Origin of the sequence: Actinoplanes sichuanensis (assembly GCF_033097365.1) — a bacterium.
Lineage (GTDB): Bacteria > Actinomycetota > Actinomycetes > Mycobacteriales > Micromonosporaceae > Actinoplanes > Actinoplanes sichuanensis.
Window position 1 is genome coordinate 8825004 of the sequence record NZ_AP028461.1, and the last position, 23526, is coordinate 8848529.

Annotated in this window: 37 protein-coding genes and 1 riboswitch; of the genes, 1 reads left to right on the forward strand and 36 read right to left on the reverse strand. The window is 68.0% G+C overall.

Going from position 1 to position 23526, the window contains the following annotated elements; all coding sequences use genetic code 11:
- Positions 1 to 41 precede the first annotated feature (41 nt).
- From thiD to Q0Z83_RS40455, 8 genes are all read right to left on the reverse strand, one after another.
- The gene (gene thiD / locus Q0Z83_RS40420) at positions 42 to 809 is read right to left on the reverse strand and encodes a bifunctional hydroxymethylpyrimidine kinase/phosphomethylpyrimidine kinase (protein ID WP_317788669.1); all 768 of its coding nucleotides are present in this window, start codon (positions 807 to 809) and stop codon (positions 42 to 44) included.
- The gene (locus Q0Z83_RS40425) at positions 806 to 1468 is read right to left on the reverse strand and encodes a thiamine phosphate synthase (RefSeq protein ID WP_317788670.1); all 663 of its coding nucleotides are present in this window, start codon (positions 1466 to 1468) and stop codon (positions 806 to 808) included. The genes thiD and Q0Z83_RS40425 overlap by 4 nt, the downstream gene beginning before the upstream one ends.
- Positions 1462 to 2208 (reverse strand): thiazole synthase, encoded by a 747-nt coding sequence (locus Q0Z83_RS40430; RefSeq protein ID WP_317788671.1) that lies wholly within the window; start codon positions 2206 to 2208, stop codon positions 1462 to 1464. Before Q0Z83_RS40430 ends, Q0Z83_RS40425 begins: the two co-directional genes overlap by 7 nt.
- A 1-nt stretch (position 2209) precedes the next feature.
- Positions 2210 to 2410 (reverse strand): sulfur carrier protein ThiS, encoded by a 201-nt coding sequence (gene thiS, locus Q0Z83_RS40435; RefSeq protein ID WP_317788672.1) that lies wholly within the window; start codon positions 2408 to 2410, stop codon positions 2210 to 2212.
- Positions 2407 to 3582, reverse strand: a complete 1176-nt coding sequence (gene thiO / locus Q0Z83_RS40440; protein ID WP_317788673.1) for a glycine oxidase ThiO — start codon at positions 3580 to 3582, stop codon at positions 2407 to 2409. Before thiO ends, thiS begins: the two co-directional genes overlap by 4 nt.
- Complete coding sequence (locus Q0Z83_RS40445) at positions 3579 to 4163, reverse strand: thiamine phosphate synthase (RefSeq protein ID WP_317788674.1); 585 nt, start codon at positions 4161 to 4163, stop codon at positions 3579 to 3581. Before Q0Z83_RS40445 ends, thiO begins: the two co-directional genes overlap by 4 nt.
- Positions 4157 to 4267: riboswitch (TPP riboswitch) on the reverse strand. Its footprint overlaps the gene before it by 7 nt.
- Positions 4268 to 4302: 35 nt before the next feature.
- Positions 4303 to 5949, reverse strand: a complete 1647-nt coding sequence (locus Q0Z83_RS40450; protein ID WP_317788675.1) for an ABC-F family ATP-binding cassette domain-containing protein — start codon at positions 5947 to 5949, stop codon at positions 4303 to 4305.
- Positions 5950 to 5977: 28 nt separating this feature from the next.
- The gene (locus Q0Z83_RS40455; protein WP_317797250.1) at positions 5978 to 6595 is read right to left on the reverse strand and encodes a class I SAM-dependent methyltransferase; all 618 of its coding nucleotides are present in this window, start codon (positions 6593 to 6595) and stop codon (positions 5978 to 5980) included.
- Positions 6596 to 6690: 95 nt separating this feature from the next.
- Here Q0Z83_RS40455 and Q0Z83_RS40460 point away from each other — a divergent pair, with 95 nt between their 5' ends.
- Positions 6691 to 7452, forward strand: a complete 762-nt coding sequence (locus Q0Z83_RS40460; RefSeq protein ID WP_317788676.1) for a hypothetical protein — start codon at positions 6691 to 6693, stop codon at positions 7450 to 7452.
- A 10-nt stretch (positions 7453 to 7462) separates the two neighbouring features.
- Here the strand turns inward: Q0Z83_RS40460 and truA are convergent, their stop codons facing one another.
- The 28 genes from truA to rpsS all read right to left on the reverse strand — a co-directional run bounded on the left by truA (position 7463) and on the right by rpsS (position 23516).
- On the reverse strand, positions 7463 to 8275 hold the full coding sequence (truA, locus tag Q0Z83_RS40465; protein ID WP_317788677.1) for a tRNA pseudouridine(38-40) synthase TruA: 813 nt from the start codon (positions 8273 to 8275) through the stop codon (positions 7463 to 7465).
- A 78-nt stretch (positions 8276 to 8353) separates the two neighbouring features.
- The gene (rplQ, locus tag Q0Z83_RS40470) at positions 8354 to 8923 is read right to left on the reverse strand and encodes a 50S ribosomal protein L17 (RefSeq protein WP_317788678.1); all 570 of its coding nucleotides are present in this window, start codon (positions 8921 to 8923) and stop codon (positions 8354 to 8356) included.
- A 36-nt stretch (positions 8924 to 8959) separates the two neighbouring features.
- Complete coding sequence (locus Q0Z83_RS40475) at positions 8960 to 9982, reverse strand: DNA-directed RNA polymerase subunit alpha (protein WP_093618743.1); 1023 nt, start codon at positions 9980 to 9982, stop codon at positions 8960 to 8962.
- An 82-nt stretch (positions 9983 to 10064) separates the two neighbouring features.
- Positions 10065 to 10691, reverse strand: a complete 627-nt coding sequence (rpsD, locus tag Q0Z83_RS40480) for a 30S ribosomal protein S4 (protein ID WP_093618744.1) — start codon at positions 10689 to 10691, stop codon at positions 10065 to 10067.
- Between the two features lie 13 nt (positions 10692 to 10704).
- On the reverse strand, positions 10705 to 11112 hold the full coding sequence (gene rpsK, locus Q0Z83_RS40485; protein ID WP_014440747.1) for a 30S ribosomal protein S11: 408 nt from the start codon (positions 11110 to 11112) through the stop codon (positions 10705 to 10707).
- Positions 11113 to 11129: 17 nt separating this feature from the next.
- The gene (rpsM, locus tag Q0Z83_RS40490; protein WP_317788680.1) at positions 11130 to 11510 is read right to left on the reverse strand and encodes a 30S ribosomal protein S13; all 381 of its coding nucleotides are present in this window, start codon (positions 11508 to 11510) and stop codon (positions 11130 to 11132) included.
- Between the two features lie 154 nt (positions 11511 to 11664).
- Complete coding sequence (rpmJ, locus tag Q0Z83_RS40495) at positions 11665 to 11781, reverse strand: 50S ribosomal protein L36 (RefSeq protein WP_014440745.1); 117 nt, start codon at positions 11779 to 11781, stop codon at positions 11665 to 11667.
- Between the two features lie 51 nt (positions 11782 to 11832).
- Positions 11833 to 12054 carry a translation initiation factor IF-1 gene (infA, locus tag Q0Z83_RS40500; protein ID WP_018347787.1) on the reverse strand — a complete coding sequence of 74 codons (222 nt, stop codon included), beginning with the start codon at positions 12052 to 12054 and terminating at the stop codon, positions 11833 to 11835.
- Between the two features lie 239 nt (positions 12055 to 12293).
- Positions 12294 to 12734 carry a DUF1707 SHOCT-like domain-containing protein gene (locus tag Q0Z83_RS40505; protein WP_317788681.1) on the reverse strand — a complete coding sequence of 147 codons (441 nt, stop codon included), beginning with the start codon at positions 12732 to 12734 and terminating at the stop codon, positions 12294 to 12296.
- Positions 12735 to 12756: 22 nt separating this feature from the next.
- Positions 12757 to 13590 carry a type I methionyl aminopeptidase gene (gene map / locus Q0Z83_RS40510; protein ID WP_317788682.1) on the reverse strand — a complete coding sequence of 278 codons (834 nt, stop codon included), beginning with the start codon at positions 13588 to 13590 and terminating at the stop codon, positions 12757 to 12759.
- 89 nt (positions 13591 to 13679) lie between these two features.
- Positions 13680 to 14333 (reverse strand): adenylate kinase, encoded by a 654-nt coding sequence (locus Q0Z83_RS40515; protein ID WP_317788683.1) that lies wholly within the window; start codon positions 14331 to 14333, stop codon positions 13680 to 13682.
- Between the two features lie 74 nt (positions 14334 to 14407).
- Complete coding sequence (gene secY / locus Q0Z83_RS40520; RefSeq protein WP_317788684.1) at positions 14408 to 15748, reverse strand: preprotein translocase subunit SecY; 1341 nt, start codon at positions 15746 to 15748, stop codon at positions 14408 to 14410.
- 967 nt (positions 15749 to 16715) lie between these two features.
- Positions 16716 to 17165, reverse strand: a complete 450-nt coding sequence (rplO, locus tag Q0Z83_RS40525) for a 50S ribosomal protein L15 (RefSeq protein ID WP_317788686.1) — start codon at positions 17163 to 17165, stop codon at positions 16716 to 16718.
- Positions 17166 to 17348, reverse strand: coding sequence for a 50S ribosomal protein L30 (gene rpmD, locus Q0Z83_RS40530; protein WP_043531070.1), 183 nt, complete (start codon positions 17346 to 17348; stop codon positions 17166 to 17168).
- Positions 17348 to 17971, reverse strand: coding sequence for a 30S ribosomal protein S5 (rpsE, locus tag Q0Z83_RS40535; protein ID WP_106315548.1), 624 nt, complete (start codon positions 17969 to 17971; stop codon positions 17348 to 17350). The genes rpmD and rpsE overlap by 1 nt, the downstream gene beginning before the upstream one ends.
- A 13-nt stretch (positions 17972 to 17984) precedes the next feature.
- Positions 17985 to 18380 carry a 50S ribosomal protein L18 gene (gene rplR, locus Q0Z83_RS40540; protein WP_449701848.1) on the reverse strand — a complete coding sequence of 132 codons (396 nt, stop codon included), beginning with the start codon at positions 18378 to 18380 and terminating at the stop codon, positions 17985 to 17987.
- Positions 18377 to 18916: a 50S ribosomal protein L6 gene (gene rplF, locus Q0Z83_RS40545; protein ID WP_317788687.1), complete on the reverse strand. Its 540-nt coding sequence runs from the start codon at positions 18914 to 18916 to the stop codon at positions 18377 to 18379. Before rplF ends, rplR begins: the two co-directional genes overlap by 4 nt.
- A gap of 14 nt (positions 18917 to 18930) precedes the next feature.
- The gene (gene rpsH, locus Q0Z83_RS40550) at positions 18931 to 19338 is read right to left on the reverse strand and encodes a 30S ribosomal protein S8 (RefSeq protein WP_093618752.1); all 408 of its coding nucleotides are present in this window, start codon (positions 19336 to 19338) and stop codon (positions 18931 to 18933) included.
- A 117-nt stretch (positions 19339 to 19455) separates the two neighbouring features.
- Positions 19456 to 19641, reverse strand: a complete 186-nt coding sequence (locus tag Q0Z83_RS40555; protein ID WP_020513598.1) for a type Z 30S ribosomal protein S14 — start codon at positions 19639 to 19641, stop codon at positions 19456 to 19458.
- 2 nt (positions 19642 to 19643) lie between these two features.
- Positions 19644 to 20213, reverse strand: a complete 570-nt coding sequence (gene rplE / locus Q0Z83_RS40560) for a 50S ribosomal protein L5 (RefSeq protein ID WP_317788689.1) — start codon at positions 20211 to 20213, stop codon at positions 19644 to 19646.
- A complete protein-coding gene (gene rplX / locus Q0Z83_RS40565; protein WP_317797252.1) occupies positions 20213 to 20533 on the reverse strand; it encodes a 50S ribosomal protein L24 in 321 nt (106 codons plus the stop codon). Before rplX ends, rplE begins: the two co-directional genes overlap by 1 nt.
- Positions 20530 to 20898, reverse strand: a complete 369-nt coding sequence (rplN, locus tag Q0Z83_RS40570; protein ID WP_093618755.1) for a 50S ribosomal protein L14 — start codon at positions 20896 to 20898, stop codon at positions 20530 to 20532. Before rplN ends, rplX begins: the two co-directional genes overlap by 4 nt.
- Positions 20899 to 20992: 94 nt before the next feature.
- On the reverse strand, positions 20993 to 21268 hold the full coding sequence (gene rpsQ / locus Q0Z83_RS40575) for a 30S ribosomal protein S17 (protein WP_317788691.1): 276 nt from the start codon (positions 21266 to 21268) through the stop codon (positions 20993 to 20995).
- A complete protein-coding gene (gene rpmC, locus Q0Z83_RS40580) occupies positions 21265 to 21498 on the reverse strand; it encodes a 50S ribosomal protein L29 (protein ID WP_183222837.1) in 234 nt (77 codons plus the stop codon). Before rpmC ends, rpsQ begins: the two co-directional genes overlap by 4 nt.
- On the reverse strand, positions 21498 to 21923 hold the full coding sequence (rplP, locus tag Q0Z83_RS40585) for a 50S ribosomal protein L16 (protein WP_014440729.1): 426 nt from the start codon (positions 21921 to 21923) through the stop codon (positions 21498 to 21500). The genes rpmC and rplP overlap by 1 nt, the downstream gene beginning before the upstream one ends.
- 3 nt (positions 21924 to 21926) lie before the next feature.
- The gene (gene rpsC / locus Q0Z83_RS40590; RefSeq protein WP_189329196.1) at positions 21927 to 22754 is read right to left on the reverse strand and encodes a 30S ribosomal protein S3; all 828 of its coding nucleotides are present in this window, start codon (positions 22752 to 22754) and stop codon (positions 21927 to 21929) included.
- Positions 22754 to 23197, reverse strand: a complete 444-nt coding sequence (gene rplV, locus Q0Z83_RS40595; RefSeq protein ID WP_317788695.1) for a 50S ribosomal protein L22 — start codon at positions 23195 to 23197, stop codon at positions 22754 to 22756. Before rplV ends, rpsC begins: the two co-directional genes overlap by 1 nt.
- Before the next feature lie 37 nt (positions 23198 to 23234).
- Positions 23235 to 23516, reverse strand: a complete 282-nt coding sequence (gene rpsS / locus Q0Z83_RS40600) for a 30S ribosomal protein S19 (RefSeq protein WP_067696121.1) — start codon at positions 23514 to 23516, stop codon at positions 23235 to 23237.
- Positions 23517 to 23526: the final 10 nt, after the last annotated feature.

Here is a 23526-nt window from a genome sequence, read left to right on the forward strand (position 1 = left end):
ACGGACGGCAGCATTGAGCCACCGGCCGTACCGCCGGGGATCTAGATGGACCACCCGAAGTGGTCCAGCGGGCCCGGCCCGGCGCCGAGCCGCCAGGAGCTGCCGCCGCGCAGCCCCCGGTTGACGTAATCCTTGGCCGCCGCCACCGCGTCCGGCACCTGGTCACCGGCCGCCAGCCGGACCGCGATCGCGGACGAGAACGTGCACCCCGAGCCATGGTTGTTTCCGGTCACGACCGGCTCGCCGCGCAACAGCGTCGTCTCCCCCGCGACATGCAGGACGTCCAGCGCCAGCTCACTTCCGGTCACCACGACGGCGCGCGGCCCGAGGGCCGCCAGCTCGGCCGCCGCCGAGATCATCTCCTCGGTGGTCTCCACTCGCCGCCCCAGGAGGGCGCCGGCTTCGTGCCGGTTCGGAGTCAACACGCAGGGGTACGCCGTAAGCACCCCGACAACCGCAGCCTCCCCCAGCCGGCTGCCCGCGGTGGCCACCAGAACCGGGTCGACGACCAGGTTGGGCAGATCGTCCACACGCGACGCGATCAGCTTCGCCACCGCCGGATCCGAGATCATCCCGACCTTGACCGCGGCCACCGGCAGATCCGACAGCACGGCATCAAGCTGAGCAGCGACAACATCGACGGGTACGGGGTGAATGGCCGTGACGCCGAGCGTGTTCTGCGCCGTGATGGCCGTGATCACCGACGTCCCGAACGCCCCGAGCGCGGCAAACGTCTTCAGGTCCGCCTGAATCCCGGCCCCGCCCCCGGAGTCCGACCCGGCAATCGTCAACACCACCGGAGGAGTCACCGCCCACCCCCAAGCCCCGGCGCCCCACCAGCCACCAAACCCCGGCTGGTCGCTGGAGCTGTCCGAAGCGACGTGACACAGCCGTGAGAGCCGGCTGCCTTGTGGAAGGCGGAGGACAGATCGCGGGTGGTGCCTTCGGGGTCCGGGGAACGCATCAGGGCACCCATCACGGCGATTCCGGCCGCGCCGGCCGCTGCACACTCAGCCGCCTGCGCGGGGGTCTCGATACCACCGAGAGCCAGCCAGGGTACGGGCGCGCGCAGCTCGGCGGCCCCCGTGACCCCGAGCGCCGGCCCGTACCCCGGCTTCGACGAGGTCGGGTGGATCGGGGACACCGTCACGTAGTCCACACCCGACAGATCCTCGGTGCCGTGCCACGAACGCCCGATCAGCGGAACCCCGGACGGGAGGGGATCAGAACCGGACAGATGCACGGCCTCCCCACCGAGCGGATCCGGCCCCGCGATGATCAACCGATGCGCCGGGACGACCGACCGGAGCCTCGTGGCCAGGGCCGCACGATCGCCGTACGAAAGATCCCTCTCGCGGAGAATGACCCACGCGGCGCCGCCGCGGACCGCCGCCCGGACCACCTCGATCAGCGAACCGGATGCGGACCGCCGATCGGTGAGCACGACGAGCCCGCCCGGGGTCACCATTGCGCGATGCCGTCGTCGGCGGTGGACGCGACCGCATGGAACCGCCGTGGGATGCGCCCGGCCGAGCGGGCGAGCCGGCCGGCCGTGACCGCGTGCCGCATCGCCGTGGCCATCGCCACCGGATCGTCGGCCCGGGTGATCGCGCTGGCGATGAGAACCGCGTCACAGCCGAGCTCCATCGCGAGCGCCGCGTCCGAGGCGGTGCCGATACCCGCGTCGAGCACCACCGGCACGTCCACGCTCTGCACGATCAACTCGATGTGGTGCGGATTGGAGATCCCCAGGCCGGAACCGATCGGCGACCCCGCCGGCATCACCGCGGTACATCCGGCGTCGGCGAGGCGTCGGGCCAGGATCGGATCATCACTGGTGTACGGCAGAACGACGAACCCATCGGCGACGAGTACCTCGGCCGCTCGCAGGAGTTCGATCCCGTCCGGCAGCAGGGTCCGTTCGTCCCCGATGACCTCGAGCTTGATCAGATCCGTCTCGAAGGCCTCCCGCGCCATCTGCGCCGTCTTGACCGCGTCACCGGCGGTGTAGCAGCCGGCCGTGTTCGGCAGCACCCGCACCCCGAGCCGGTCCAGCATCGGCAGCAGACCCGGCCCGGCCGCGTCCACCCGCCGCAGCGCCACCGTGACCAGGGTCGACTCGGACGCGGCGATGGCCTCCTCCAGCGCGGTGAGGCTGTTCGCCCCGCCGGTGCCGAGGATCAGCCCGTTCTCCGGAAGTAACGTCATGTCAACCTCCCTGCGCGGCGGTGAGCACCTCGATCCGGTCGCCGTCCACGAGGTCCACCTCCGACCAGGTCGAACGTGGAACCACGGTGCCGTTGACCGCGACCGCCACCCCACGCTGGGCGGCGATGATCTCCGCGACCAGGGTCGCGACCGAACAGGTACCGGACCGGCTCTGGGCCTGGCCGTTGATCGTCAGTTTCATCGGAACCTCCCGGGACCGAACGCGTCGAGAATCGGATCGGCCGAGCCGGTGAGCACCAGGTCGGCGATGAGTCGTGCGGTGATCGGGGCGAGCAGGATGCCGTTGCGGAAGTGTCCGGCCGCGACCACCACGCGGCGGTCGTCGTCGAGATACCCGAGGATCGGTGCGTTGTCCGGGGTACCCGGCCGGTGTCCGACGGTGACCTCGGCGAGTTCGTGTTCGGCCAGACCCGGCACCAGATCGAGGGCGGCGCGCAACAGGTCGTGGACACCGGCGGCGGTGGGCATCCGGTCGGCACGTTCCTCCTGGGTGGCGCCGACCACGACCTCACCGTCGGCCCGCGGGACCAGGTACACGTGCCGCCCGTCGGCAGCGCCGTCGATCACGTGCTCGAGCAGGCCGGGTTCGCCGCGCAGCCGAAGCACCTGCCCTTTGACCGGCCGGATCGGCAGCCCGGTGAGCGCCCCGGTCCGATGCCCGGCGGCCACGATGATCACGTCGGGCCGGCCTGCCGAAGCGCCCGTCCCGCTCCCACCGTCAGCGTCCAGTTCGGATAGATCCGTTATCTCGCGAGTGATGATCCGGCCCGCCAACCGATCCCGGAGAACCGCGACGACCTTGCGCGGGTCGACCTGATGCTCAGCAGCCGCGAACGCCCCCGCCCGAACCCGAGGTGAGATCGCCGCCTCGAGATCACGCACCTGCGAACCGGTCAGCGGCGTCAACTTCTGGTGCTTCCACTCCCTCGCCGCCTCGGCCACGTCATCCGCCGTCAACGCCAGCGAAAGCGTCCCCGTCCTGTCGTAGCCGACGTCTCCGAGGCCCGCCGCAAACGAGGGCCACAGCTCCTGCCCGGCTTCCAACAGCCGGGTGAGGTGCGGATACTCGAAGGCCGACTCCCCACCGGGTGCGAGCATCCCGGCCGCGACATGCCAGGCTCCGCCCGTCCCGTCCGGCGCCGACTCGTAAACGACGACGTCGGCGCCGCGGCCCGACAACTCCGCTGCGATGGCGAGCCCGATGATCCCGCCGCCGACGACCGCGATCCGGCGAGGCGCGGCAGAGAGGGGGGTCGAGGCGCCGTCGGTGCCGGCAACGGGGTCAGGAGTCGGGGCACGGTCGGGGACCGCGTCGGGGCCGGCGGCGGAAGAGGCTGCGAGATCGCGGTTCACGGCAGGACCGCCAGGAATTCCGCGACCGCCCCCTTCGGATCCGCCGCGAAGGCGGAGACAGCCGCGACCCCGTGCACCGCGAGCTGCGGCACCCGTTCCGCGGTGATACCGCCGATCGCCAGAACCGGAGTGCCCGGCACCGCGTCGGCGACGGCCGCGATCGCGGCCGGCCCGAGTGGTGGCGGCAGTCCGTCCTTAGTGGACGTGGGGAAGGCCGGTCCGACGCCGAGATAGCTCGCCCCGGCGTCGACGGCGGCTCGCGCCGCTCGGGGGTCACGGCAGGTCGCGCCGACGATCGCGGTCGGGCCGAGGACGCGGCGTCCGGCGGACACCGGCAGGTCGTCGGCCCCGAGGTGTACGCCGTCCGCCTGAGCCGCGAGGGCGACCCCGACCCGGTCGTTGACCAGCACGATCGTGCCGGCCGGTCGGCACACCGCAATCGCGGCGCAGGTCAACGCGTACGCCGAAGCGTCGTTGCTCTTGACTCTGATCTGGACGGCCACGTCGGGAAGCCCGGCGACACCGCGAACAACGTCGATGTCATCGGTTATGACGTGGATACGGGGGAAGGATGCGCCCATGGAGAACTCCTCCCTGCGCCGGCATTACCCGGATCAGGTTCGACGGTCGGGGGCCGCATCAGCCCCCCTCTCAGCCCGGTGCCCGGACTCCCGTGGGTTGTGTCTGTAACCGGACCCTAACCGGTCCGTGACGAGAAAACTAGCGGACGTCCCAGACCGGCTCGGGAACCTCGACCACTTCTCCGTCCCCTCTGAACAGCACGAAGCGATCGAAAGACCTGGTGAACCACCGATCGTGGGTGACCGCGATCACCGTACCGTCAAACGCCTTCAGTCCTTCCTCGAGCGCTTCGGCGGAGGCGAGGTCCAGGTTGTCGGTCGGCTCGTCGAGGAGCAGCACCGTCGCCCCGGACAATTCGAGCAGGAGCACCAGGAACCGCGCCTGCTGCCCACCGGAGAGGGTGCCGAACCGCTGGTCGCCCTGGGCGGCCAGCTCGTACCGGTTGAGGTGCTTCATGGCACCGGCCCGGTCCTGTCCGGACCGATGCTCGTCACCGCGCCAGAGGATCTCGACGAGGGTCTTCTCGACGAGTTCCGGCCGGTCGTGGGTCTGCGAGAAGTGGCCGGGCCGGACCCGCGCCCCGAGCCGTGCCTTGCCGTCGTGCGAGACCTTCGCGAGCGGCGCCCCGTCGACGGGCCGGTGTTCCAGGTCGGGGTCGGTGCCGCCGGCCGCGAGCAGGCGCAGGAAGTGCGACTTGCCGGTGCCGTTCGCGCCGAGCACGGCGACCCGGTCGCCATACCAGATCTCCAGGTCGAACGGGAACGTCAGGTTCTCGAGTTCGAGCTGTTCACAGATGACCGCGCGCTTGCCGGTGCGGCCACCGCGCAGGTTCATCTTGACGGCCTGGTCCTTCGGTGGCAGCGGCGGCGGGCCGGCCTCCTCGAACTTGCGGAGCCGAGTCTGCGCGGCCTGATAGCGGGAGGCCAGGCCGTCGTTGTAGGCGGCCTTGTTCTTGAGCATGAAGACCAGTTCCTTGATCTTCTCGTGCTCCTCGTCCCAGCGGCGGCGCAGCTCCTCCATCCGCTCGTGCCGGTTCATCCGAGCCTCGTGCCAGGAGGCGAACCCGCCCGGATGGGTCCAGGCGCCGCCACCCTCGACGGCGACGACCCGGCTCGCGGTCTCGGCCAGCAACTCGCGATCGTGTGAGACGTAGAGCACCGACTTGTTCGACTCGCGCAGCCGTTGCTCCAGCCAGCGTTTGGCCGGCACGTCGAGGAAGTTGTCCGGCTCGTCGAGCAGCAGTACCTCGTCGTTGCCGCGCAGCAGCAGATCGAGGGCGAACCGTTTCTGCTCACCACCGGAGAGGGTCCGCACGATCCGGGTGCGAGCCTCCTCCCACGGCTTGCCGAGGATGGCGACCGTCACCGTGTCGAAGAGCACCTCGGCGTCGTACCCACCGACCTCACCCCAGTGCGCGAGCGCGTTGGCGTACGCGATCTGGGTCTTCTCGGTCTCGCCGAGGGCCGCGGCAGCCGCCCGCAACCGCTCGCCGGCCTCGCGCAACGCGGGTGAGACGAGCGACAGAGCAAGATCTTCGAGGGTACGGTCGTCGCCGATCATGCCGATGAACTGGCGCATCACTCCGAGCCCTCCGGCCCGCGCGATGGTGCCGCTCTGGGTCGGTATGTCACCGGCCACCATGCGCATCAGCGTGGTCTTACCCGCCCCGTTGGGACCGACGAGCGCGACCTTCTGCCCCTCGCCGACCCGGAACGACACGTCGGCGAACAGCTCCCGCCCGTCCGGGAGCACAAAACCGGCGCCGGCGACATCCACGTAACCCATGGCGGCATCCTCCCTGTCAGTGATGCGTTCAGTCAGCCGATTTTCCGGTGACCCGCAGGACCCGGAACCCCTTCTGGCTGGCCGTCCGCTCGACGGTCCAGCCGAGACCGACCAGCCAGGTGTGCAGCGAGTCACCACCGAGGTTGCGGTTGATCACCAACCAGGCCGTGCCGCCGGGCGCGAGCCGGGGCAACCAGCGCTCCAAGAGGGTGTGCAGTTCGGCCTTACCGATGTGGGTGGGCGGGTTGCTCCAGATCTCCGCGAACGTCACGTCCGCCGGCACCTCGTCCGGTGCCCGGACCAGCACCCGTTCGCCGAGGCCGAGCCGACCGGCGTTCTCCACCGCCAGATCACGGGCCCGGGAGTTGACGTCGACCGCGTAGACGGTCACCTGAGGGGCCTCAGTGGCCAGCACACAGGCGATCGGGCCATAGCCACACCCGAGGTCGAGGAACGCACCCTCGGCCCGGCTGTCGGGCAGCCCGGCCTTGCGCAGCAGCACGGCGGTGCCCGGGTCGAGACGGCCGGCCGAGAAGACCCCGGAGGCCACGGCCAGCCGGTAGTCGCGGCCGGCAACGGTGAACTCGATCTCGCCACGGCGCAGGGGCGCGTCGGGATCGGCGGTGAAGTAGTGGTCGGCGGTCACCCGACAAGTGTCGCGCCGCGCCCCGGCGAGCACCTCGCCGGGGTGGCGGACACCGTGTGCGTTCATAGATCAGCGTGCGCGCCTAGCTTGAGCCCATGCGGTACGTCACCCCGACGCGCTCCGCCCACCGCGCCGCACCGGCGGGCGGTCTGCCCCTCCCGATCCGATTTCCCGCCCGTGGCCAGCATCGACGCCGGTCCCGGCGGCACCTGCGGCGCGAGCCGTTGACCACCCATCTGTTCACCCGGGGCCTGGCCGGCCTGATCGTGCTCGGCATCGTGGTGATGCTGGGTGTCCTCATCGTCGCCGACGATCGCCGGTCCCCGGCCCAGCTCGCGTCGGCCGAGGTCGACGCGCGGATCGCGACGCGCGAGGTGGATCCGGCGCCGCTGCGCGCGGACGAGGTGTTCCCCGCGGGCGGCACCGCCTTCGGCGTCACCCGATCCGACCTCACCGTCGACTGTTCCCTCGCGGCCGGCGGCGCCCTACGCACCACCCTTCAGCGGTACGGCTGCTCGCAGGCGGTCCGGGCCGCTCTGACCGTCCCGTACGCCGACTACCGGATCACCGCGGGTCTGCTGAACCTGCCCGACACGACGAGCGCGATGGCCGTCGGCGACCAGGTCCGCTACCTGGTGGAGACCGGGGACGGCAGCTTCACCGACATGTCCGGCTCGGCGACCGGCCCGGGTACCCCGGTCCTGTGGCGTACCCGCGGCCACTACGTCATGTACTGCGTGATCACCGGCCCGTCCGGCGAGCTGGTCGCCCCGGACGCCCCGCAGGTGGCCCAGCTCGCCCACGACATCCTCGACACCCACCTGCACGACACGGTCCTGATCCGCCGAGCGTCGTGACGCCGGGCGTTCAGGCGCGCAGGCGCCTGGTGGCGTCGGCCCGGGCCGCGTACTCGGCCTCGTCCGGGTAGCCGACCGCGACCAGCGTGAGCCCGTGCGCTGCGGCGACCATCACCTCACTCGACCGTTCGCGCATGGTGAGCAGCTTGGCCGGCCACTCCGGCTGCCGCCGGCCGTCCCCGACGGTCAGCATCGCTCCGACCAGGCTGCGGACCATGGCCTGGCAGAACGCGTCCGCCTGCACGGTCGCCACACAGACCCCGTCCGGGTCGCGCCGCCAGTCCAGCCGGTTGATCGCCCGGATCGTGGTCGCGTGCTCCTTGCGCTTGCAGAACGCGGCGAAGTCGTGTTCCCCGACCAGCCCGGCCGCGGCGACGTTGAGCCGGTCCAGGTCGAGCGGCCGCATCCAGCCCAGCGTGTCGTGTCGGCGCAGCGGCTCCGGTCCCCACTGTGCATCGGTGACGCGGTATTCGTACCGCCGGAAGGTCGCCGAGAATCGCGCGTCGAAGGTGTCCGGCACCGGCGTGATCGCCCGCACCCGGGCGTCCGCCGGCAGCACCGCGGCGAGCCGCCGCAGCAGCGAGCCGTCCAGCTCGGTCCAGCGTTCCACCGGCAGATCGACGTGGCAGACCTGTCCGGTGGCGTGCACCCCGGCGTCGGTTCGCCCGGCGACGGTCAGCCCGAGCGGCGTCTCGGCCCCGATCAACCGGGCGAAGGCCTCGATCAAGACCCCGGCGACGGTACGGCGACCCGGTTGAGCCGCCCAGCCGGAGAAGTCGGTGCCGTCATACGACACGTCCAGGCGCAGCCGAATGGTGTCCATGCTCTCTCCAGATATGGCCGAGGCCCGGCACCCCGAAGGATGCCGGGCCTCGCCCGTGGTGGATCCGATCCGTGTGGATCAGGCCTTGTCGGTGTCTTCGCCCTCGGCCTTGTCGCCGGGCTTGTCACCGGAGGCGCTCACCGGAGCCTCGGCGTCCTGGTCGTCCTGGACGTCGTCGGCCTTGGCGGCGGCGACCGGGGTCTCGTCCTCGGGGGCGAGAGCCTCGACCTTGGCCTGCTGCGCGGCGGCCTTGCGGGCCTCCTTGGACGGGCCGGTGTTGGCCGCGACCTGCAGCTCCTCGACCAGCTCGATGACGGCCATCGGAGCGGCGTCACCCTTGCGCGGGCCGATCTTGGTGATCCGGGTGTACCCACCGGGGCGGTTGGAGTACCGCGGAGCGATCTGCTCGAACAGGGCGTACACGACGTCCTTGTCCTTCACGGTGGCCAGCACCCGGCGACGGGCGTGCAGGTCGCCGCGCTTGGCCTTCGTGACGAGCTGCTCAGCCAGCGGACGCAGCCGCCTGGCCTTCGACTCGGTGGTCTTGATCTTCCCGTGCCGGAAGAGCTCAGTGGCCAGGTTGGCCAGGATGAGCTTCTCGTGGGCCGGGCTGCCGCCGAGGCGGGCACCCTTGGTGGGCGTGGGCATTTCAATTGCTCCTTGAAATGGGGCGCAGCCGAGCTCTTAGAGCTGCTCGGTCTCGCGGTAGTCGTCGGTGTCGTAGTCCACGTCGCCGAACGAGTCGACCACGTGCGCGGGGTCGAAGGACGGCGCGCTGTCCTTCAGGCCCAGGCCCATCCCGGCGAGCTTCATCTTGACCTCGTCGATCGACTTCTGGCCGAAGTTCCGGATGTCCAGAAGGTCGGCCTCCGTACGCCCTATCAACTCGCCCACGCTGTTGATGCCCTCGCGCTTGAGGCAGTTGTACGACCGGACGGTGAGGTCCAGCTCCTCAATCGGCAGGGCCAGGTCGGCAGCGAGCTGCGCGTCCTGCGGCGACGGGCCGATGTCGATGCCCTCGGCGGTCTCGTCGAGCTCACGGCAGAGGCCGAAGAGTTCCACGAGGGTCGAGCCGGCCGAGGCCAGCGCGGTCCGGGGGGAGATCGACGCCTTCGACTCGACGTCGATGATCAGGCGGTCGAAGTCGGTGCGCTGCTCGACACGGGTCGCCTCGACGCGGTAGGTGACCTTGAGCACCGGCGAGTAGATCGAGTCGACCGGGATACGGCCGATCTCGGCGCCGGCGTTCTTGTTCTGCGCCGCGGTGACGTAGCCACGACCGCGCTCGACGGTCAGCTCCATGTCCAGCCGGCCCTTGCTGTTCAGGGTCGCCAGCTTCAGATCGGGGTTGTGCACGGACACACCGGCCGGGGGCTGGATGTCACCGGCGGTGACGTCGCCCGGGCCCTGCTTGCGCAGGTACATGCTGACCGGCTCGTCGTGCTCGGAGCTGACGGTGAGCTCCTTGACGTTCATGACGAGCTCGACCACGTCCTCCTTGACACCGGGGATCGTGGTGAACTCGTGCAGCACGCCGTCGATCTTGATGCTGGTGACCGCCGCGCCCGGGATGGACGACAGCAGGGTCCGCCGCAGAGAGTTACCGAGGGTGTAGCCGAAGCCCGGCTCCAGCGGTTCGATGGTGAACCGGGACCGGGTCTCGCTGAGCGACTCCTCCGAGAGGGTCGGCCGCTGGCTGATGAGCACGCTGTTCTTCTTTCTGTCAGGCCACCCGCTATTTGATGGCCGTCGGAGTCGCCCGGCGCCTTGGTAAGCGCCGGGCGATTCGTTACTTCGAGTAGAGCTCGACGATCAGCTGCTCCTGGACCTGCGTGTCGATGACAGCGCGGGCCGGGAGCGAGTGGATCAGGATCTTCATCTCGCTCGGGATCGGCTCCAGCCACGCCGGAACCGGCTTCGAGCCGGCCTGGGCCTGGGCGACGACGAAGGGCGTGAGCTCCTTCGACTTCTCCCGCAGCGTGACGATGTCCTTGTCCCGGACGCGGTACGACGGGATGTCGACCTTGACGCCGTTCACCAGGAAGTGGCCGTGCTTGACCAGCTGGCGGGCGGCGTCACGGGACGCGGCGTAGCCGGCCCGGTAGACGACGTTGTCGAGACGCGACTCGAGGATCTGCAGCAGCACCTCACCGGTCTTGCCGGGCTTGGTGACAGCCTCCTCGTAGTAACCGCGGAACTGCTTCTCGAGCACGCCGTACACGCGACGGGCCTTCTGCTTCTCGCGGTGCTGGAGCAGGTACTCGGTCTCCTTGGTCCGACCACGGCCGTGCTGGCCGGGCGGGAAGGGACGCGACTCGAACGGGCACTTCGGCCCATCGCACTTGCTGCCCTTGAGGAACAGCTTCATCTTCTCGCGGCGGCAGCGCTTGCAGTCCGCACCTGTGTAACGAGCCATCTCTGTATCCCCCTCAGACCCGGCGACGCTTCGGCGGGCGGCAACCGTTGTGCGGCTGCGGCGTGACGTCGGAGATCTGACCGACCTCGAGGCCGGCGGCCTGCAGCGAACGGATGGCGGTCTCCCGGCCGGAGCCCGGACCCTTGACGAAAACGTCGACCTTGCGCATGCCGTGCTCCATGGCACGACGGGCGGCCGCCTCGGCAGCGAGCTGCGCGGCGAAGGGGGTCGACTTGCGGGAGCCCTTGAAGCCCACCTGGCCGGAAGAGGCCCAGGAGATGACCGCACCGGTCGGGTCGGTGATCGACACGATGGTGTTGTTGAAGGTGCTCTTGATGTGCGCCTGCCCGTGGGCGACGTTCTTGCGTTCCTTGCGCCGGACCTTCTTTACTGCGGCCCCAGCGCGTGCCTTCGGTGGCATAAGTCAGTGCGCTCCTATTACTTCCGACCGGGCTTCTTCTTACCGGCGACCGTCCGCTTCGGACCCTTACGGGTACGAGCGTTGGTCCGGGTCCGCTGACCACGCACGGGCAGGCCCTTGCGGTGGCGGATACCGGCGTAGCAACCGATCTCAACCTTGCGGCGGATGTCCGCAGCGACCTCGCGGCGCAGGTCGCCCTCAACCTTGAAGTTGGCCTCGATGTAGTCGCGGAGCTGAACCAGCTCCTCTTCCGTGAGGTCCTTGGCGCGCTTGTTCAGGTCAATCGCGGTAGCAGTCAGTGTCTCCACGGCACGGGTACGCCCGATGCCGTAGATGTAGGTGAGCGCGATCTCCAACCGCTTCTCGCGGGGGAGATCGACGCCGACGAGACGAGCCATTACTGGCGGTACTCCTCGTTCGTGATCCCGGAGGTCTGTGCCCGACCCATCCCGTCTGCAAAGACGGGCCCCGGCCTCCGACCGGGGGTACAGCCGCGGTTACCCACGGCCGGGACGAGCTTGTTCAGTGGTGCGGATCCTTGCGGCGCGGGACTCAGCCCTGGCGCTGCTTGTGGCGCGGGTCGGTCGAGCAGATGACCATGACCCGGCCGTGCCGCCGGATGACCCGGCAGTTGTTGCAGATCCGCTTGACGCTCGGCTTGACCTTCACGGTTTGCCTTAACTCTCAGTCAGACGGGATTGGTGATTCCCCGCGACCCGCTTACTTGTAGCGGTAGACGATTCGCCCACGGGTCAGGTCGTACGGCGAAAGCTCGACGACGACCCTGTCCTCGGGAAGGATACGGATGTAGTGCTGACGCATCTTCCCGGAGATGTGTGCCAGGACCCTGTGACCATTGGCGAGCTCCACTCGGAACATGGCGTTCGGTAGAGGCTCGATCACTCGGCCTTCGATCTCGATGGCTCCGTCTTTCTTAGGCATGTCCTCCGCTACCTGACATCGGGTTCTTAGGGCAGGCTTGCGCAACGTCACATCCGGGCCCACGATGGGGCCCGAACCAGCCGCGGCTCCCGCGTGTCCTCGAAGCGCTTGAGGACATGAAGGAGTGGACGCTACGCGCCAGCGAGCCAGTCTACGCGCCCGTAACAGCGACGCCAAACCGAGGGTTCCGTAACCCGCTGTCGGGCGTGTTCTGACCGGACAACTCGACCATATCCGTCTCAGTGGCCTCGATTGCCCCGGTCTCTGAAGTGCGCCACAAGTGCCCACACCACGGGGATCAGCACCCAGCCCGGCCAGAAGTAGTGCCACTCCCCCGAGCCGAGGCTGCTCATCGCCCAGACCACGACGCAGACCAGGAAGACCCCGAGCATCCCCGGAAACGCCGACCGGCCCGGCCGGCGGCGATTCTCCGGCTCCGGCGCTACGGCGTTGCGGTGCGGCTCCACCTGGGCCTTCTCCACCGGGACCGTGCCGGGAAGGTCGGCGAGCAGGCCCTCCAGGTCACCGTACGTCTTCGCCGCATACGCCTTCTGGACCCGCTCGTCATACTCGCTCAGATCCAGCCGACCCTGGTCGAGCGCCTGTTTCAGCTGTTCGGCAACCGTTTCGCGGTCACCGTCGCCAGCCCGCATCCCCTCGTGCACCATGCGCATCAGCATGGCAGGACGACACCATCGACGCCTATGGCTGACGAGCGGTGACCAGCTCGCCCAGACGGGCCCGTCCGCCGTCCGGTGCCGTGGTGACCCACACCCCGTCCGGCAGCAGCGCCATCGTGTGCTCGACGTGCGCCGCGAACGAGTTGTCCCGGGTCACCACCGTCCAGCCGTCCTCCAGCTCGACGGTCCGCGGCGAACCCATCGTGATCATCGGCTCGATGGCCAGGGCCAGGCCCGACTGGAGCTTGATGCCGCGACCCGGCTTCCCGTGGTTGAGGATGTGCGGGTCCTGGTGCATCTCGGTGCCGATGCCGTGGCCGCCGTAGCCGTCCACGATCCCGTACCGCCCGGCCTTGCGGATCGACCGCTCGATGTTGAACGAGATGTCGGTCTGCTTGCCCCGGCCGTTGAGGATGCCCCGGGCCGCCGCCGCGATCCCGGCCCACATCGCGTCCTCGGCGACCTCGGCCATCCTCAGCAGCGCCGGGTCGGTCTCGCCCACGCCGACGGTGATCGCCGAGTCGCCGTGCCAGCCGTCCAGGATCGCGCCACAGTCCAGCGAGATCAGGTCACCCTCACGCAGCACCTGGGTGGCGCTCGGGATGCCGTGCACGACCTGCTCGTTCACCGAAGCGCAGATCGACGCCGGGAAGCCGTGATAGCCCTTGAAGGACGGCACCGCACCCGCGTCACGGATCACCTTCTCAGCGATCGCGTCCAGGTCCGCAGTGGAGACGCCGGGGGCGATCGCCGCGCGCATCGCGTCCAGCGCCGCCGCGACGACCAGGCCGGCCGCCCGCATCAACTCGATCTGCTCGGGAGTCTTCAGCTGGATGTTCAGCTCTTGGCGGCGCATGGCGGTGAGCCTAACTCTCTGGGTCTCAAATATGCCGCCGCCCCGGGATGCACCCGGGGCGGCGTCGGTCCGACTATTGGGGGGCGGAATCAGCCGCCGTACGACCGTAGGGCGTCGATCGCGCGGACGGTGACGTCCTCGACCGGCCCGGTGGCGTCGATGCCCACCAGCTTGCCCTGAGCGCCGTAGAAGTCGACCAGGGGCGCCGTCTTGTCCGCGTACTCGACGAGGCGGTTACCGATGGTCTCGGCCTTGTCGTCGTCACGCTGGAACAGCTCGCTGCCACAGCGGTCGCAGATGTTCTCCTTGCTCGTCGGGTCGAACTCGACGTGCCAGATCTTTCCGCAACCACGACAGGTCCGGCGGCCGGACAGCCGACGGATGACCTCGTCGTCGTCGACCACGAGCTCCATCACCAGGTCCAGCGCGGTGCCCAGGTCGGCCAGCAGCTTGTCCAGCGCCGACGCCTGCGGCACGGTCCGTGGGAAGCCGTCCAGCAGGAAGCCGTCGCCGGCGTCCGGCTCGGCGAGCCGATCCCGGACCATGTTGATGGTGACCTCGTCCGGGACCAGCTGCCCGGCGTCCATGTAGCGCTTGGCCTCGACGCCCAGCGGCGTCCCCTGCGACACGTTCGCCCGGAAGATGTCCCCGGTCGAGATCTTCGGTACGGCGAGATGGGCGGCGATGAACTCAGCCTGGGTCCCCTTGCCGGCCCCCGGAGGGCCCACCAGTACCAGCCGCACCTACATCGCCTCGCTTCGGTCAGGAAGAACCACGCCCACCGTAGACGCCAGAGCCCCCCGGCCCTGCGTACCCACTACCGGAGGAACCCTTCGTAGTTCCGCTGCATGAGTTGGCTCTCGATCTGCTTGACCGTCTCCAGACCCACACCCACCATGATCAGCACTGCGGTACCACCGAACGGGAAGTTCTGGTACTGCGACTGATTCAGCCAGATGAAGAAGAAGTTCGGCAGAACCGAGATCAAGCCAAGGTACAGGGCGCCCGGCAGGGTGATCCGGCTGAGGATGAAGTCCAGGTAGTCGGCGGTCGGCTTGCCCGGGCGGATACCCGGCACGAACCCACCGTACTTCTTCATGTTCTCCGCGACCTCGGTCGGGTTGAACGTGATCGACACGTAGAAGTACGTGAAGAAGATGATCAGCAGGAACATCACGCCGATGTACAGCGGGCTGACCGGGTCGGCCAGGTGGTTCTGGATCCAGACCTGGTACGGCTTGTAGTTGTTCTTGTCGAAGAACTGCAAGTACAGCTGCGGCAGGTAGAGCAGCGACGACGCGAAGATGACCGGGACGACACCCGCCTGGTTGACCTTCAGCGGGATGTAGGTGGAGGTGCCGCCGTACATCCGCCGGCCGATCATGCGCTTCGCGTACTGGACCGGGATCCGGCGCTGCGCCTGCTCGATGAAGACCACCAGCGCGATGATGACCACGACCAGGCCGATCACCAGCATGAACTTGCCGGTGCTGGTCGACTCCTTGATGCTCCAGCCCTCACCGGGCAGGCGAGCCGCGATCGAGGTGAAGATCAGGACGGACATGCCGTTGCCGACGCCCCGGTCGGTGATGAGCTCGCCGAGCCACATGACCATGCCGGTACCGGCGGTCATCGTCATCACGAGGATGCTCAGCGTGAGCCACATCGGGATGCCGGTGCCCTCGGGGATGATCTGGTAGGTCGGGTCGTCCTGGTCGCACAGACCGTTGAACAGCTGACCGGTCCGGGCGAGCGCCACGAACGCCGAGGCCTGCAGAACGGCCAGACCGAGCGTCAGGTAGCGGGTGTACTGCGTGATCTTCGCCTGGCCGCTCTGACCCTCCTTGCGGAGCTGCTCCAGACGCGGGATGACCACGGTCAGCAGCTGCAGGATGATCGACGCGGTGATGTAGGGCATGATGCCCAGCGCGAAGACGGACAGCTGCAACAGCGCGCCGCCGGAGAACAGGTTCAGGAGATTCAGGATGCCGCTCGTGTCGGACTTGGCGACTTCGAGGCAAGCCCGGACGTTGGCGTAGGACACACCGGGGCTGGGCAATGTGGCACCGAGACGGTAGATCCCAACGATCGCTACCGTAAAGAGCAGCTTCTTCCGCAGGTCAGGCGTCCGAAGCGCACTCGTGAAGGCGGACAACAACTGATCCTCCTGCATGCTTGCCGAGTCAGACCGCGGCGGCCCCGCGCCCAGAACAAGGGCACCAAATACCGGACAGCCAGATTTGGCCGCCAGCCGAGCACTGTATCAGCCGCCGGAGTTGCGCCGCCCCCCAGGACACTGCCATCGCTAGATTCAGTTGACCAGACGCTACGCGGATGAGGCATCGACGAGCACCGTCACGCGACGATCGGTACCGGTGCGCGGGCTCCCGACATAGCTTAAGCCGACCGGTCCAGCCCCGGGGCGGCCGAGCGAAGGCCCAGCCAAGCACGGGTGTGTACGACGTCGACAGCGCCTGAGAATAGCCCGCCGAGCAACCGGGATCGCCGGCCGGGCACCGCTCCCGCCGAGCCGAAGACGTCGTCCCAGGTCCTTTTAGTTACGAATGTAATGACATTCGATATCTTAAGTCTGTTGGCGGCCTAGCCGCACGCGACCGCCGACCATACCGAGCACGGGCACATCGAACGCGATACGTGGGGCACCCACGCTCTCGTGACGCGGGTCCACCGCGCCGCCGAAACTCGTGAACGACTGCGCGGGCCAGCCGAGTTCGCCATTCCCGAAAGCAGCGCGGCGCCCCGGCCGGGGCTGGGATCGATCGCCGCACCGACGTCTGATCGAATTGCGTGTCAACAAGCCGACAGCGCCCGATCGGTGACTTTTCCGGAACCCTGATCCGAACCGTTTTTCCACAGCTCAGGGGCATCCACTGACGGTCTTTCCAGAGCCGGCACAGCACCGTTCACGAGGCTCTTCATCAGCCCTTAGACCCGACCTGAATAGGCTGAAGAATACGCCTGGGAGCGGCTGACGGGGGCGAGCAGAATGCACTTCCGAAAGCGCAAAGAAAAGGATGAGCCGCAACAAAGAATGCCCGCAGGACAATGTCCTGCGGGCATTCTTCAGCGCGTGTCAACCACCAGGTGGCCGCACAGCGACCGACTTACAGCTCGGTGACAGAGCCACCCGCGGCCGCGATCTTCTCCTTGGCCGACTCGCTGAACGCGTGCGCCGAGATGGTCAGCGCGACGCCGCCCAGCTCGCCCGAGCCCAGCACCTTGACCGGCTGGTTCTTCCGGACGGCGCCGGCCTCGACCAGCTCCGCCGGACCGACCGAGCCGCCGTTGGGGAACAGCTCGGCGAGCCGGTCCAGGTTCACGACCTGGAAGACGACCTTGTTGCGGGGCCGGTTGCCCAGACCCTTCACCTTCGGCAGGCGCATGTGGATGGGCATCTGCCCACCCTCGAACGACGCCGGGGTGTTCTTACGTGCACCGGTGCCCTTGGTACCGCGGCCGGCGGTCTTGCCCTTGGAACCCTCACCACGACCCACGCGGGTCTTGGCGGTCTTCGCACCGGGCGCCGGGCGCAGGTGGTGAACCTTGATCGCCATTTACTCGACCTCCTCGACAGTGACGAGGTGGTTCACCGCGAAGATCATGCCCCGAATCTCGGGGCGGTCCTCCTTGACCACCACATCGTTGATCCGCTTCAGGCCGAGCGACCGCAGGGAGTCCCGCTGGTTCTGCTTACGGCCGATCCCGGACCGGATCTGGGTGACCTTCAAGCGTGCCATCAGTGCACCGCCGCTTCCGCACGCGCTGCAAGCATGGCCGCCGGCGCGACGTCCTCGACCGGCAGACCGCGACGCTTCGCGACCATCTCCGGGGACTCGAGGCCCTTCAGAGCGGCCACAGTCGCGTGCACGATGTTGATCGGGTTCGACGAGCCGAGGCTCTTCGACAGGATGTCGTGGATACCGGCGCACTCCAGCACGGCACGCACCGGACCACCGGCGATGACACCGGTACCAGCGGAAGCCGGCTTGAGCAGGACGACACCCGCGGCAGCCTCACCCGTGATCGGGTGCGGAATGGTCGCACCGATCCGCGGGACCTTGAAGAAGTGCTTCTTGGCCTCCTCGACGCCCTTGGCGATCGCCGCGGGCACCTCCTTGGCCTTTCCGTAGCCGATACCGACGGTGCCGTCACCGTCGCCGACGATCACCAGGGCGGTGAAGCTGAAGCGACGACCACCCTTGACGACCTTCGCGACACGGTTGATCGCGACGACCCGCTCCAGGTGCGGGGTCTTCTCGACGGGCGCGTTGCCGCGGCCGCCCTCGCGACGGTTGTCCCTGCGGTTGCCACCCTCGGTGTTACCGCCGGACCCGCCGCCTCGGCGCTGCTGACCAGGCATTGGTCAATTCCTCCTAGAACTCGAGTCCGGCTTCGCGAGCGGCGTCCGCAAGCGCGGCGATCCGCCCCGCGTACTTGTTGCCACCCCGGTCGAAGACGACCTTGGAAATCCCCGCGGTCTTGGCCCGCTCGGCGAGCAGAGCGCCGACCTTGCCGGACAGCGCGGTCTTGTCGCCCTCGTTGCCCCGGATCGAGGCGTCGAGCGTGGAGGCCGAAGCCAGCGTGTGGCCCTTGAGGTCGTCGATGATCTGCGCGGAGATGTGCCGCGCGGACCGGGTGACGACCAGGCGCGGACGCTCGGCCGTACCACGGACGTTCTTGCGGACCCGGAAGTGCCGACGCGCCTTGCCGACGGCACGCTTGGCGGCAACCCCGCCGCCGTTGCGGCGCTTGAGCAGCGTGGCGGTCACTTCTTACCTGCCTTTCCAGCCTTGCGGCGGATGACCTCACCCTGGTACTTGACACCCTTGCCCTTGTAGGGCTCCGGCGGGCGGATCTTGCGAATGTTCGCGGAGACCTCACCCACCAGCTGCTTGTCGATACCGGTGACAGTGAACTGGGTCGGCTTCTCGACCGAGAAGGTGATGCCGGCCGGGGGAACCACGAGCACCGGGTGCGAGAAGCCCAGAGCGAACTCCAGGTCCTTGCCCTTCGCGGTGACGCGGTAACCGGTGCCGTTGATCTCCAGCACCTTCTTGTAGCCCTCGGTGACGCCGACGATCATGTTGGCGACCAGGGTCCGCGAGAGGCCGTGCAGTTCCTTGGCCTTGCGCTCGTCGTTGGGCCGGTTGACGACCAGCTCGCCACCGTCCTGCGCGACCGTGATCGGCTCGGCGACGGTGTGCGAGAGCTCGCCCTTGGGGCCCTTGACCTTGACGGTCTGGCCCGAGATGGTGACGTCGACGCCGGCCGGGACCGGGATCGACTTACGTCCGATTCGCGACATGTCTAAGTCTCCAGTTACCAGACGAAGGCGAGGACTTCCCCGCCAACGCTCCGCTTGCGGGCCTGCTTGTCGGTCAGCAGTCCCTGGGACGTCGAAATGATCGCGACACCGAGACCACCGAGCACGCGCGGCAGCTCGTCGGACTTGGCGTAAACCCGCAGGCCCGGCTTCGAGACGCGCTTGATGCCGGCGAGGCTGCGCTCGCGGTTCTGGCCGTACTTGAGCTCAACGACCAGACGCTTGCCGACCGCGCCCTCCTCGGGCTCCTCAGACGTCCACGCGGCGATGTAACCCTCGGCCTTGAGGACCTCGGCGATGTTCGCCTTGATCTTCGAGTAGGGCATCGTCACCTTGTCGTGGTACGCCTGGTTGGCGTTACGCAGACGCGTGAGCATGTCTGCGATCGGGTCCGTCATCGTCATGGGTATTCGTCAACCTTTCTCGCCGGGGTTCCCGAGCAGGACTCAGGCCTACGGCGAAGCGGCATTACATTCGGGTCCGCCTGGTGGCCCGTCACGAGGACGGGCCGGGGCGGAAAGTTACCAGGAGGCCTTGGACACGCCGGGGAGCTCACCGCGGTGGGCCATGTCCCGCACGCAAACGCGGCAGAGGCCGAACTTGCGGTAAACCGAGTGCGGACGTCCGCACTTCTGGCAGCGGGTGTAGGCACGAACGGCGAACTTCGGCTTCGCGGCAGCCTTCAGGATCAGCGCCTTCTTGGCCATGCTCAGTTCTCCTTGAACGGGAAGCCCAGGAGCTTGAGCAGCGCCCGGCCCTCGTCGTCGGTCGACGCGGTGGTGACCACGGTGATGTCCATGCCCCGCGGCCGATCGATCTTGTCCTGGTCGATCTCGTGGAACACCGACTGCTCGGTCAGACCGAAGGTGTAGTTCCCGTGGCCGTCCAGCTTCCGGCCGTCGAGCCCGCGGAAGTCGCGGATACGCGGCAGCGAGATGGACAGCAGCCGGTCCAGGAACTCCCACATCCGGTCGCCGCGGAGGGTGACCTTCGCGCCGATCGGCATGCCCTCACGCAGCTTGAACTGCGCGATGGACTTGGTCGCCCGGCGAACCAGCGGCTTCTGACCGGTGATGGTGGTCAGGTCGCGGACCGCGCCGTCGATCAGCTTGGCGTCCCGGGCAGCTTCGCCGACACCCATGTTGACCACGATCTTCACCAGACCGGGGATCTGCATCGGGTTGCCGTACTTGAACTGCTCCTGGATCGCCGGCACAACCTCGGTGCGGTACTTCTGCTTGAGACGCGGCAGCGTCTTCGGCTCGGTAGCGGCAGTCATCAGAGTTCCTTACCGGTCGTGCGCGCGATCCGGACCTTGTTGCCGTTCTCGTCAATCTTGTAACCGATGCGAGTCGGCTTGCCGTCCTGGTCCAGCACCTGCACGTTCGAGATGTGGATGGCGGCTTCCTGAGTGACGATGCCACCGGTCTTCGAACCGCGCTGGTTCGTACGGATGCGCTCGTGCTTCTTGATCCGGTTGACGCCCTCGACCAGGACCTTGTCCCGGGCCGGGTAGGCCGCGATGACCTTACCCTTGGCGCCCTTGTCCTTACCGGCGATGACGACGACCGTGTCGCCCTTCTTGATCTTCACGGTCAGAGCACCTCCGGCGCCAGGCTGATGATCTTCATGAACCGCTTGTCGCGCAGCTCGCGCCCGACCGGGCCGAAGATGCGGGTACCGCGGGGGTCCCCGCCGTCCTTGATGATGACGGCGGCGTTCTCGTCGAAACGGATGTACGAGCCGTCCGGACGACGCCGCTCCTTGCTGGTGCGGACGACGACCGCCTTGACGACGTCACCCTTCTTCACACCGGCACCGGGAATGGCGTCCTTGACCGTGGCCACGATGACGTCGCCGATGCTCGCGTAACGGCGACCGGAACCGCCGAGCACGCGGATGCACAGGATCTCCCGGGCACCCGTGTTGTCGGCGACGCGGAGTCGCGACTCCTGCTGGATCACGTCTGTCTCCTATGTCTGCCAGTTCTCCGGGCCGCAGGCCCGAAGCTTGGCGGAACGATGGTCCGCTGGGCCGACCGGAGTCGGCCCAGCGCACTCACTTGGCCTTTTCGAGGATCTCCACGATGCGCCACCGCTTGGTGGCGGAGAGCGGACGAGTCTCCATGATCGAAACCCGGTCGCCCACGCCGGCAGCATTCTGCTCGTCGTGCACCTTCAGCTTCCGCGTACGGCGGATGACCTTGCCGTACAGGGCGTGCTTGACCCGGTCCTCGACCTCGACAACGACGGTCTTGTCCATCTTGTCGCTGACCACGAGGCCCTCACGCACCTTGCGCTGAGCGCGCGGAGCGGTGGTGGTGTTCTCACTCATGCCGTCACCTCATCCGGCGCAACCGAGAGGCCCAGCTCCCGCTCACGCATGATCGTGTAGATCTTCGCGATGTCCTTGCGGACGACCTGGAGCCGACGGTGATTGTCGAGCTGCCCGGTCGCGCGCTGCACACGAAGGTTGAACAGCTCAGCCTTGGCCTCCCGGAGCTTCGCGACCAGTTCCTCTTCAGGAAGCTCGCGGAGCTCGGCGGCCTTAACGCCCGCTGCCATCAGCTTTCACCCACTTCGCGCGTCACGATGCGGCACTTCATCGGGAGCTTGTGGATCGCGCGGCGCATCGCCTCACGCGCGACCGTCTCGTTCGGGAACGACATCTCGAAGAGGATGCGTCCCGGCTTGACGTTCGCCACCCACCACTCGGGAGAACCCTTACCGGAACCCATGCGGGTCTCGGCCGGCTTCTTGGTCAGAGCCTGGTCCGGGAAGATCGAGATCCAGACCTTGCCGCCACGCTTGATGTGACGGGTCATGGCGATACGAGCCGACTCGATCTGACGGTTCGTCACGTACGCCGGCTCGAGAGCCTGGATACCGAACTCACCGAAGACGACCCGGTTGCCACCCTTGGACGCGCCACTGCGGTCCGGGTGGTGCGGCTTACGGAAGCCCTTCGGGGGCTTACGGGGCATCAGCACAGGTCAGCCCTCCTGCTGCGTTTCAGCCGCAGCCGGAGCAGCGGCGGTGTCATCGGCGGTCGCCGCGGCCTGAGCGGCCCGGCCGGCCTCGGTGCCGCCCGCGGTCGTGCCGGACGAGCCGGAACGGCCACGACGCGGACGCTCGGGACGGTCAGCCCGGTCCCGGCGCGGACGCGCGGGCGCCTCGGTGACGACCTCGCGACCCGGAACGGCGTCGCCCTTGTAGATCCAGACCTTCACACCGATCCGGCCGAACGTGGTACGGGCCTCGAAGAAGCCGTACTCGATGTTGGCGCGGAGGGTGTGCAGCGGAACGCGACCCTCACGGTAGAACTCCGTGCGGCTCATCTCCGCGCCGCCGAGACGGCCGGAGACCTGCACCCGGATGCCCTTGCAGATCGGGTTCTTCATGGCCGACTGCATGGCCTTGCGCATCGCGCGGCGGAAGCTGACCCGGGAGGACAGCTGCTCCGCGACACCCTGCGCGACCAGCTGAGCGTCCGACTCGGGGCTCTTCACCTCGAGGATGTTCAGCTGGACCTGCTTGCCGGTGAGCTTCTCCAGCTCGCCGCGGATCCGGTCGGCCTCCGCACCCTTACGGCCGATGACGATGCCCGGCCGGGCGGTGTGGATGTCGACACGTACCCGGTCGCGGGTCCGCTCGATGTCCACCTTGGAGATGCCGGCGCGCTCGAGGCCCTTGGACATCATGCGGCGGATCTTGACGTCCTCGCCGATGTAGTCCTTGTAGAGCTTGTCCGCGAACCAGCGGCTCTTCCAGTCGGTGGAGATGCCGAGGCGGAACCCGGTGGGGTGAACCTTCTGACCCATTACTCGGCACCCTCCGTGCTCTGGGACTCGGCCTTCGGCGCAGCCTTCTTGGCTGTGGCCTTCTTCGCCGGGCGGGCCGTCTGGACCGCCTCGACCGCGATGGTGATGTGGCTGGTGCGCTTGCGGATCCGGTACGCACGGCCCTGGGCCCGCGGACGGAAACGCTTGAGGGTCGGGCCCTCGTCCACGAACGCCTCGCTCACGAGCAGGGCGTCGGGGTCGAGCCGCTCGTTGTTCTCCGCGTTCGCAATAGCGCTGGCAAGCACCTTGTAGACCTGCTCGCTGGCGGCCTGCGGCGCGAACTGCAGGACGACCAGCGCCTCCTTCGCGGGCAGACCACGAACGAGGTTGATCACCCGGCGCGCCTTGTTCGGCGAGATGCGCACGTGCCGCGCAACCGCCCGCGCGCCCGGAAGCACCGGAGCGTCGCCTTTAACTGGCATCGCTGTAGCTCCTAAATCCTCTAATCCGTGAATCTGCTTAGCGACGACGGCTCTTGCGGTCGTCCTTCTCGTGACCCTTGAACGTACGGGTCAGAGCGAACTCGCCGAGCTTGTGCCCGACCATCGCCTCACTGATGAACACCGGGACGTGCTTACGTCCGTCGTGCACAGCGATCGTGTGCCCGAGCATGTCGGGGATGATGGTCGAACGCCGCGACCAGGTCTTGATGACGTTCTTCGAGTTCTTCTCGTTCTGGACTTCCACCTTCTTGAGCAGGTGGTCGTCGACGAACGGGCCCTTCTTCAGGCTGCGAGGCATCTTTTAACTC

Bases quoted from the DNA above. Each gene is read 5' to 3' on its own strand.
- Q0Z83_RS40425 (WP_317788670.1), bottom strand. From the start codon at position 1,468: ATGGTGACCCCGGGCGGGCTCGTCGTGCTCACCGATCGGCGGTCCGCA.
- Q0Z83_RS40430 (WP_317788671.1), bottom strand. From the start codon at position 2,208: ATGACGTTACTTCCGGAGAACGGGCTGATCCTCGGCACCGGCGGGGCG.
- thiS (WP_317788672.1), bottom strand. From the start codon at position 2,410: ATGAAACTGACGATCAACGGCCAGGCCCAGAGCCGGTCCGGTACCTGT.
- Q0Z83_RS40445 (WP_317788674.1), bottom strand. From the start codon at position 4,163: ATGGGCGCATCCTTCCCCCGTATCCACGTCATAACCGATGACATCGAC.
- Q0Z83_RS40450 (WP_317788675.1), bottom strand. From the start codon at position 5,949: ATGGGTTACGTGGATGTCGCCGGCGCCGGTTTTGTGCTCCCGGACGGG.
- Q0Z83_RS40460 (WP_317788676.1), top strand. From the start codon at position 6,691: ATGCGGTACGTCACCCCGACGCGCTCCGCCCACCGCGCCGCACCGGCG.
- truA (WP_317788677.1), bottom strand. From the start codon at position 8,275: ATGGACACCATTCGGCTGCGCCTGGACGTGTCGTATGACGGCACCGAC.
- rplQ (WP_317788678.1), bottom strand. From the start codon at position 8,923: ATGCCCACGCCCACCAAGGGTGCCCGCCTCGGCGGCAGCCCGGCCCAC.
- rpsD (WP_093618744.1), bottom strand. From the start codon at position 10,691: ATGGCTCGTTACACAGGTGCGGACTGCAAGCGCTGCCGCCGCGAGAAG.
- rpsK (WP_014440747.1), bottom strand. From the start codon at position 11,112: ATGCCACCGAAGGCACGCGCTGGGGCCGCAGTAAAGAAGGTCCGGCGC.
- rpsM (WP_317788680.1), bottom strand. From the start codon at position 11,510: ATGGCTCGTCTCGTCGGCGTCGATCTCCCCCGCGAGAAGCGGTTGGAG.
- infA (WP_018347787.1), bottom strand. From the start codon at position 12,054: ATGCCTAAGAAAGACGGAGCCATCGAGATCGAAGGCCGAGTGATCGAG.
- Q0Z83_RS40505 (WP_317788681.1), bottom strand. From the start codon at position 12,734: ATGCTGATGCGCATGGTGCACGAGGGGATGCGGGCTGGCGACGGTGAC.
- map (WP_317788682.1), bottom strand. From the start codon at position 13,590: ATGCGCCGCCAAGAGCTGAACATCCAGCTGAAGACTCCCGAGCAGATC.
- rplO (WP_317788686.1), bottom strand. From the start codon at position 17,165: ATGGCGATCAAGGTTCACCACCTGCGCCCGGCGCCCGGTGCGAAGACC.
- rpmD (WP_043531070.1), bottom strand. From the start codon at position 17,348: ATGGCACGCTTGAAGGTCACCCAGATCCGGTCCGGGATCGGCCGTAAG.
- rpsE (WP_106315548.1), bottom strand. From the start codon at position 17,971: ATGCCTGGTCAGCAGCGCCGAGGCGGCGGGTCCGGCGGTAACACCGAG.
- rplF (WP_317788687.1), bottom strand. From the start codon at position 18,916: ATGTCGCGAATCGGACGTAAGTCGATCCCGGTCCCGGCCGGCGTCGAC.
- rpsH (WP_093618752.1), bottom strand. From the start codon at position 19,338: ATGACGATGACGGACCCGATCGCAGACATGCTCACGCGTCTGCGTAAC.
- Q0Z83_RS40555 (WP_020513598.1), bottom strand. From the start codon at position 19,641: ATGGCCAAGAAGGCGCTGATCCTGAAGGCTGCCGCGAAGCCGAAGTTC.
- rplE (WP_317788689.1), bottom strand. From the start codon at position 20,213: ATGACTGCCGCTACCGAGCCGAAGACGCTGCCGCGTCTCAAGCAGAAG.
- rpsQ (WP_317788691.1), bottom strand. From the start codon at position 21,268: ATGAGTGAGAACACCACCACCGCTCCGCGCGCTCAGCGCAAGGTGCGT.
- rpmC (WP_183222837.1), bottom strand. From the start codon at position 21,498: ATGGCAGCGGGCGTTAAGGCCGCCGAGCTCCGCGAGCTTCCTGAAGAG.
- rpsC (WP_189329196.1), bottom strand. From the start codon at position 22,754: ATGGGTCAGAAGGTTCACCCCACCGGGTTCCGCCTCGGCATCTCCACC.
- rplV (WP_317788695.1), bottom strand. From the start codon at position 23,197: ATGCCAGTTAAAGGCGACGCTCCGGTGCTTCCGGGCGCGCGGGCGGTT.
- rpsS (WP_067696121.1), bottom strand. From the start codon at position 23,516: ATGCCTCGCAGCCTGAAGAAGGGCCCGTTCGTCGACGACCACCTGCTC.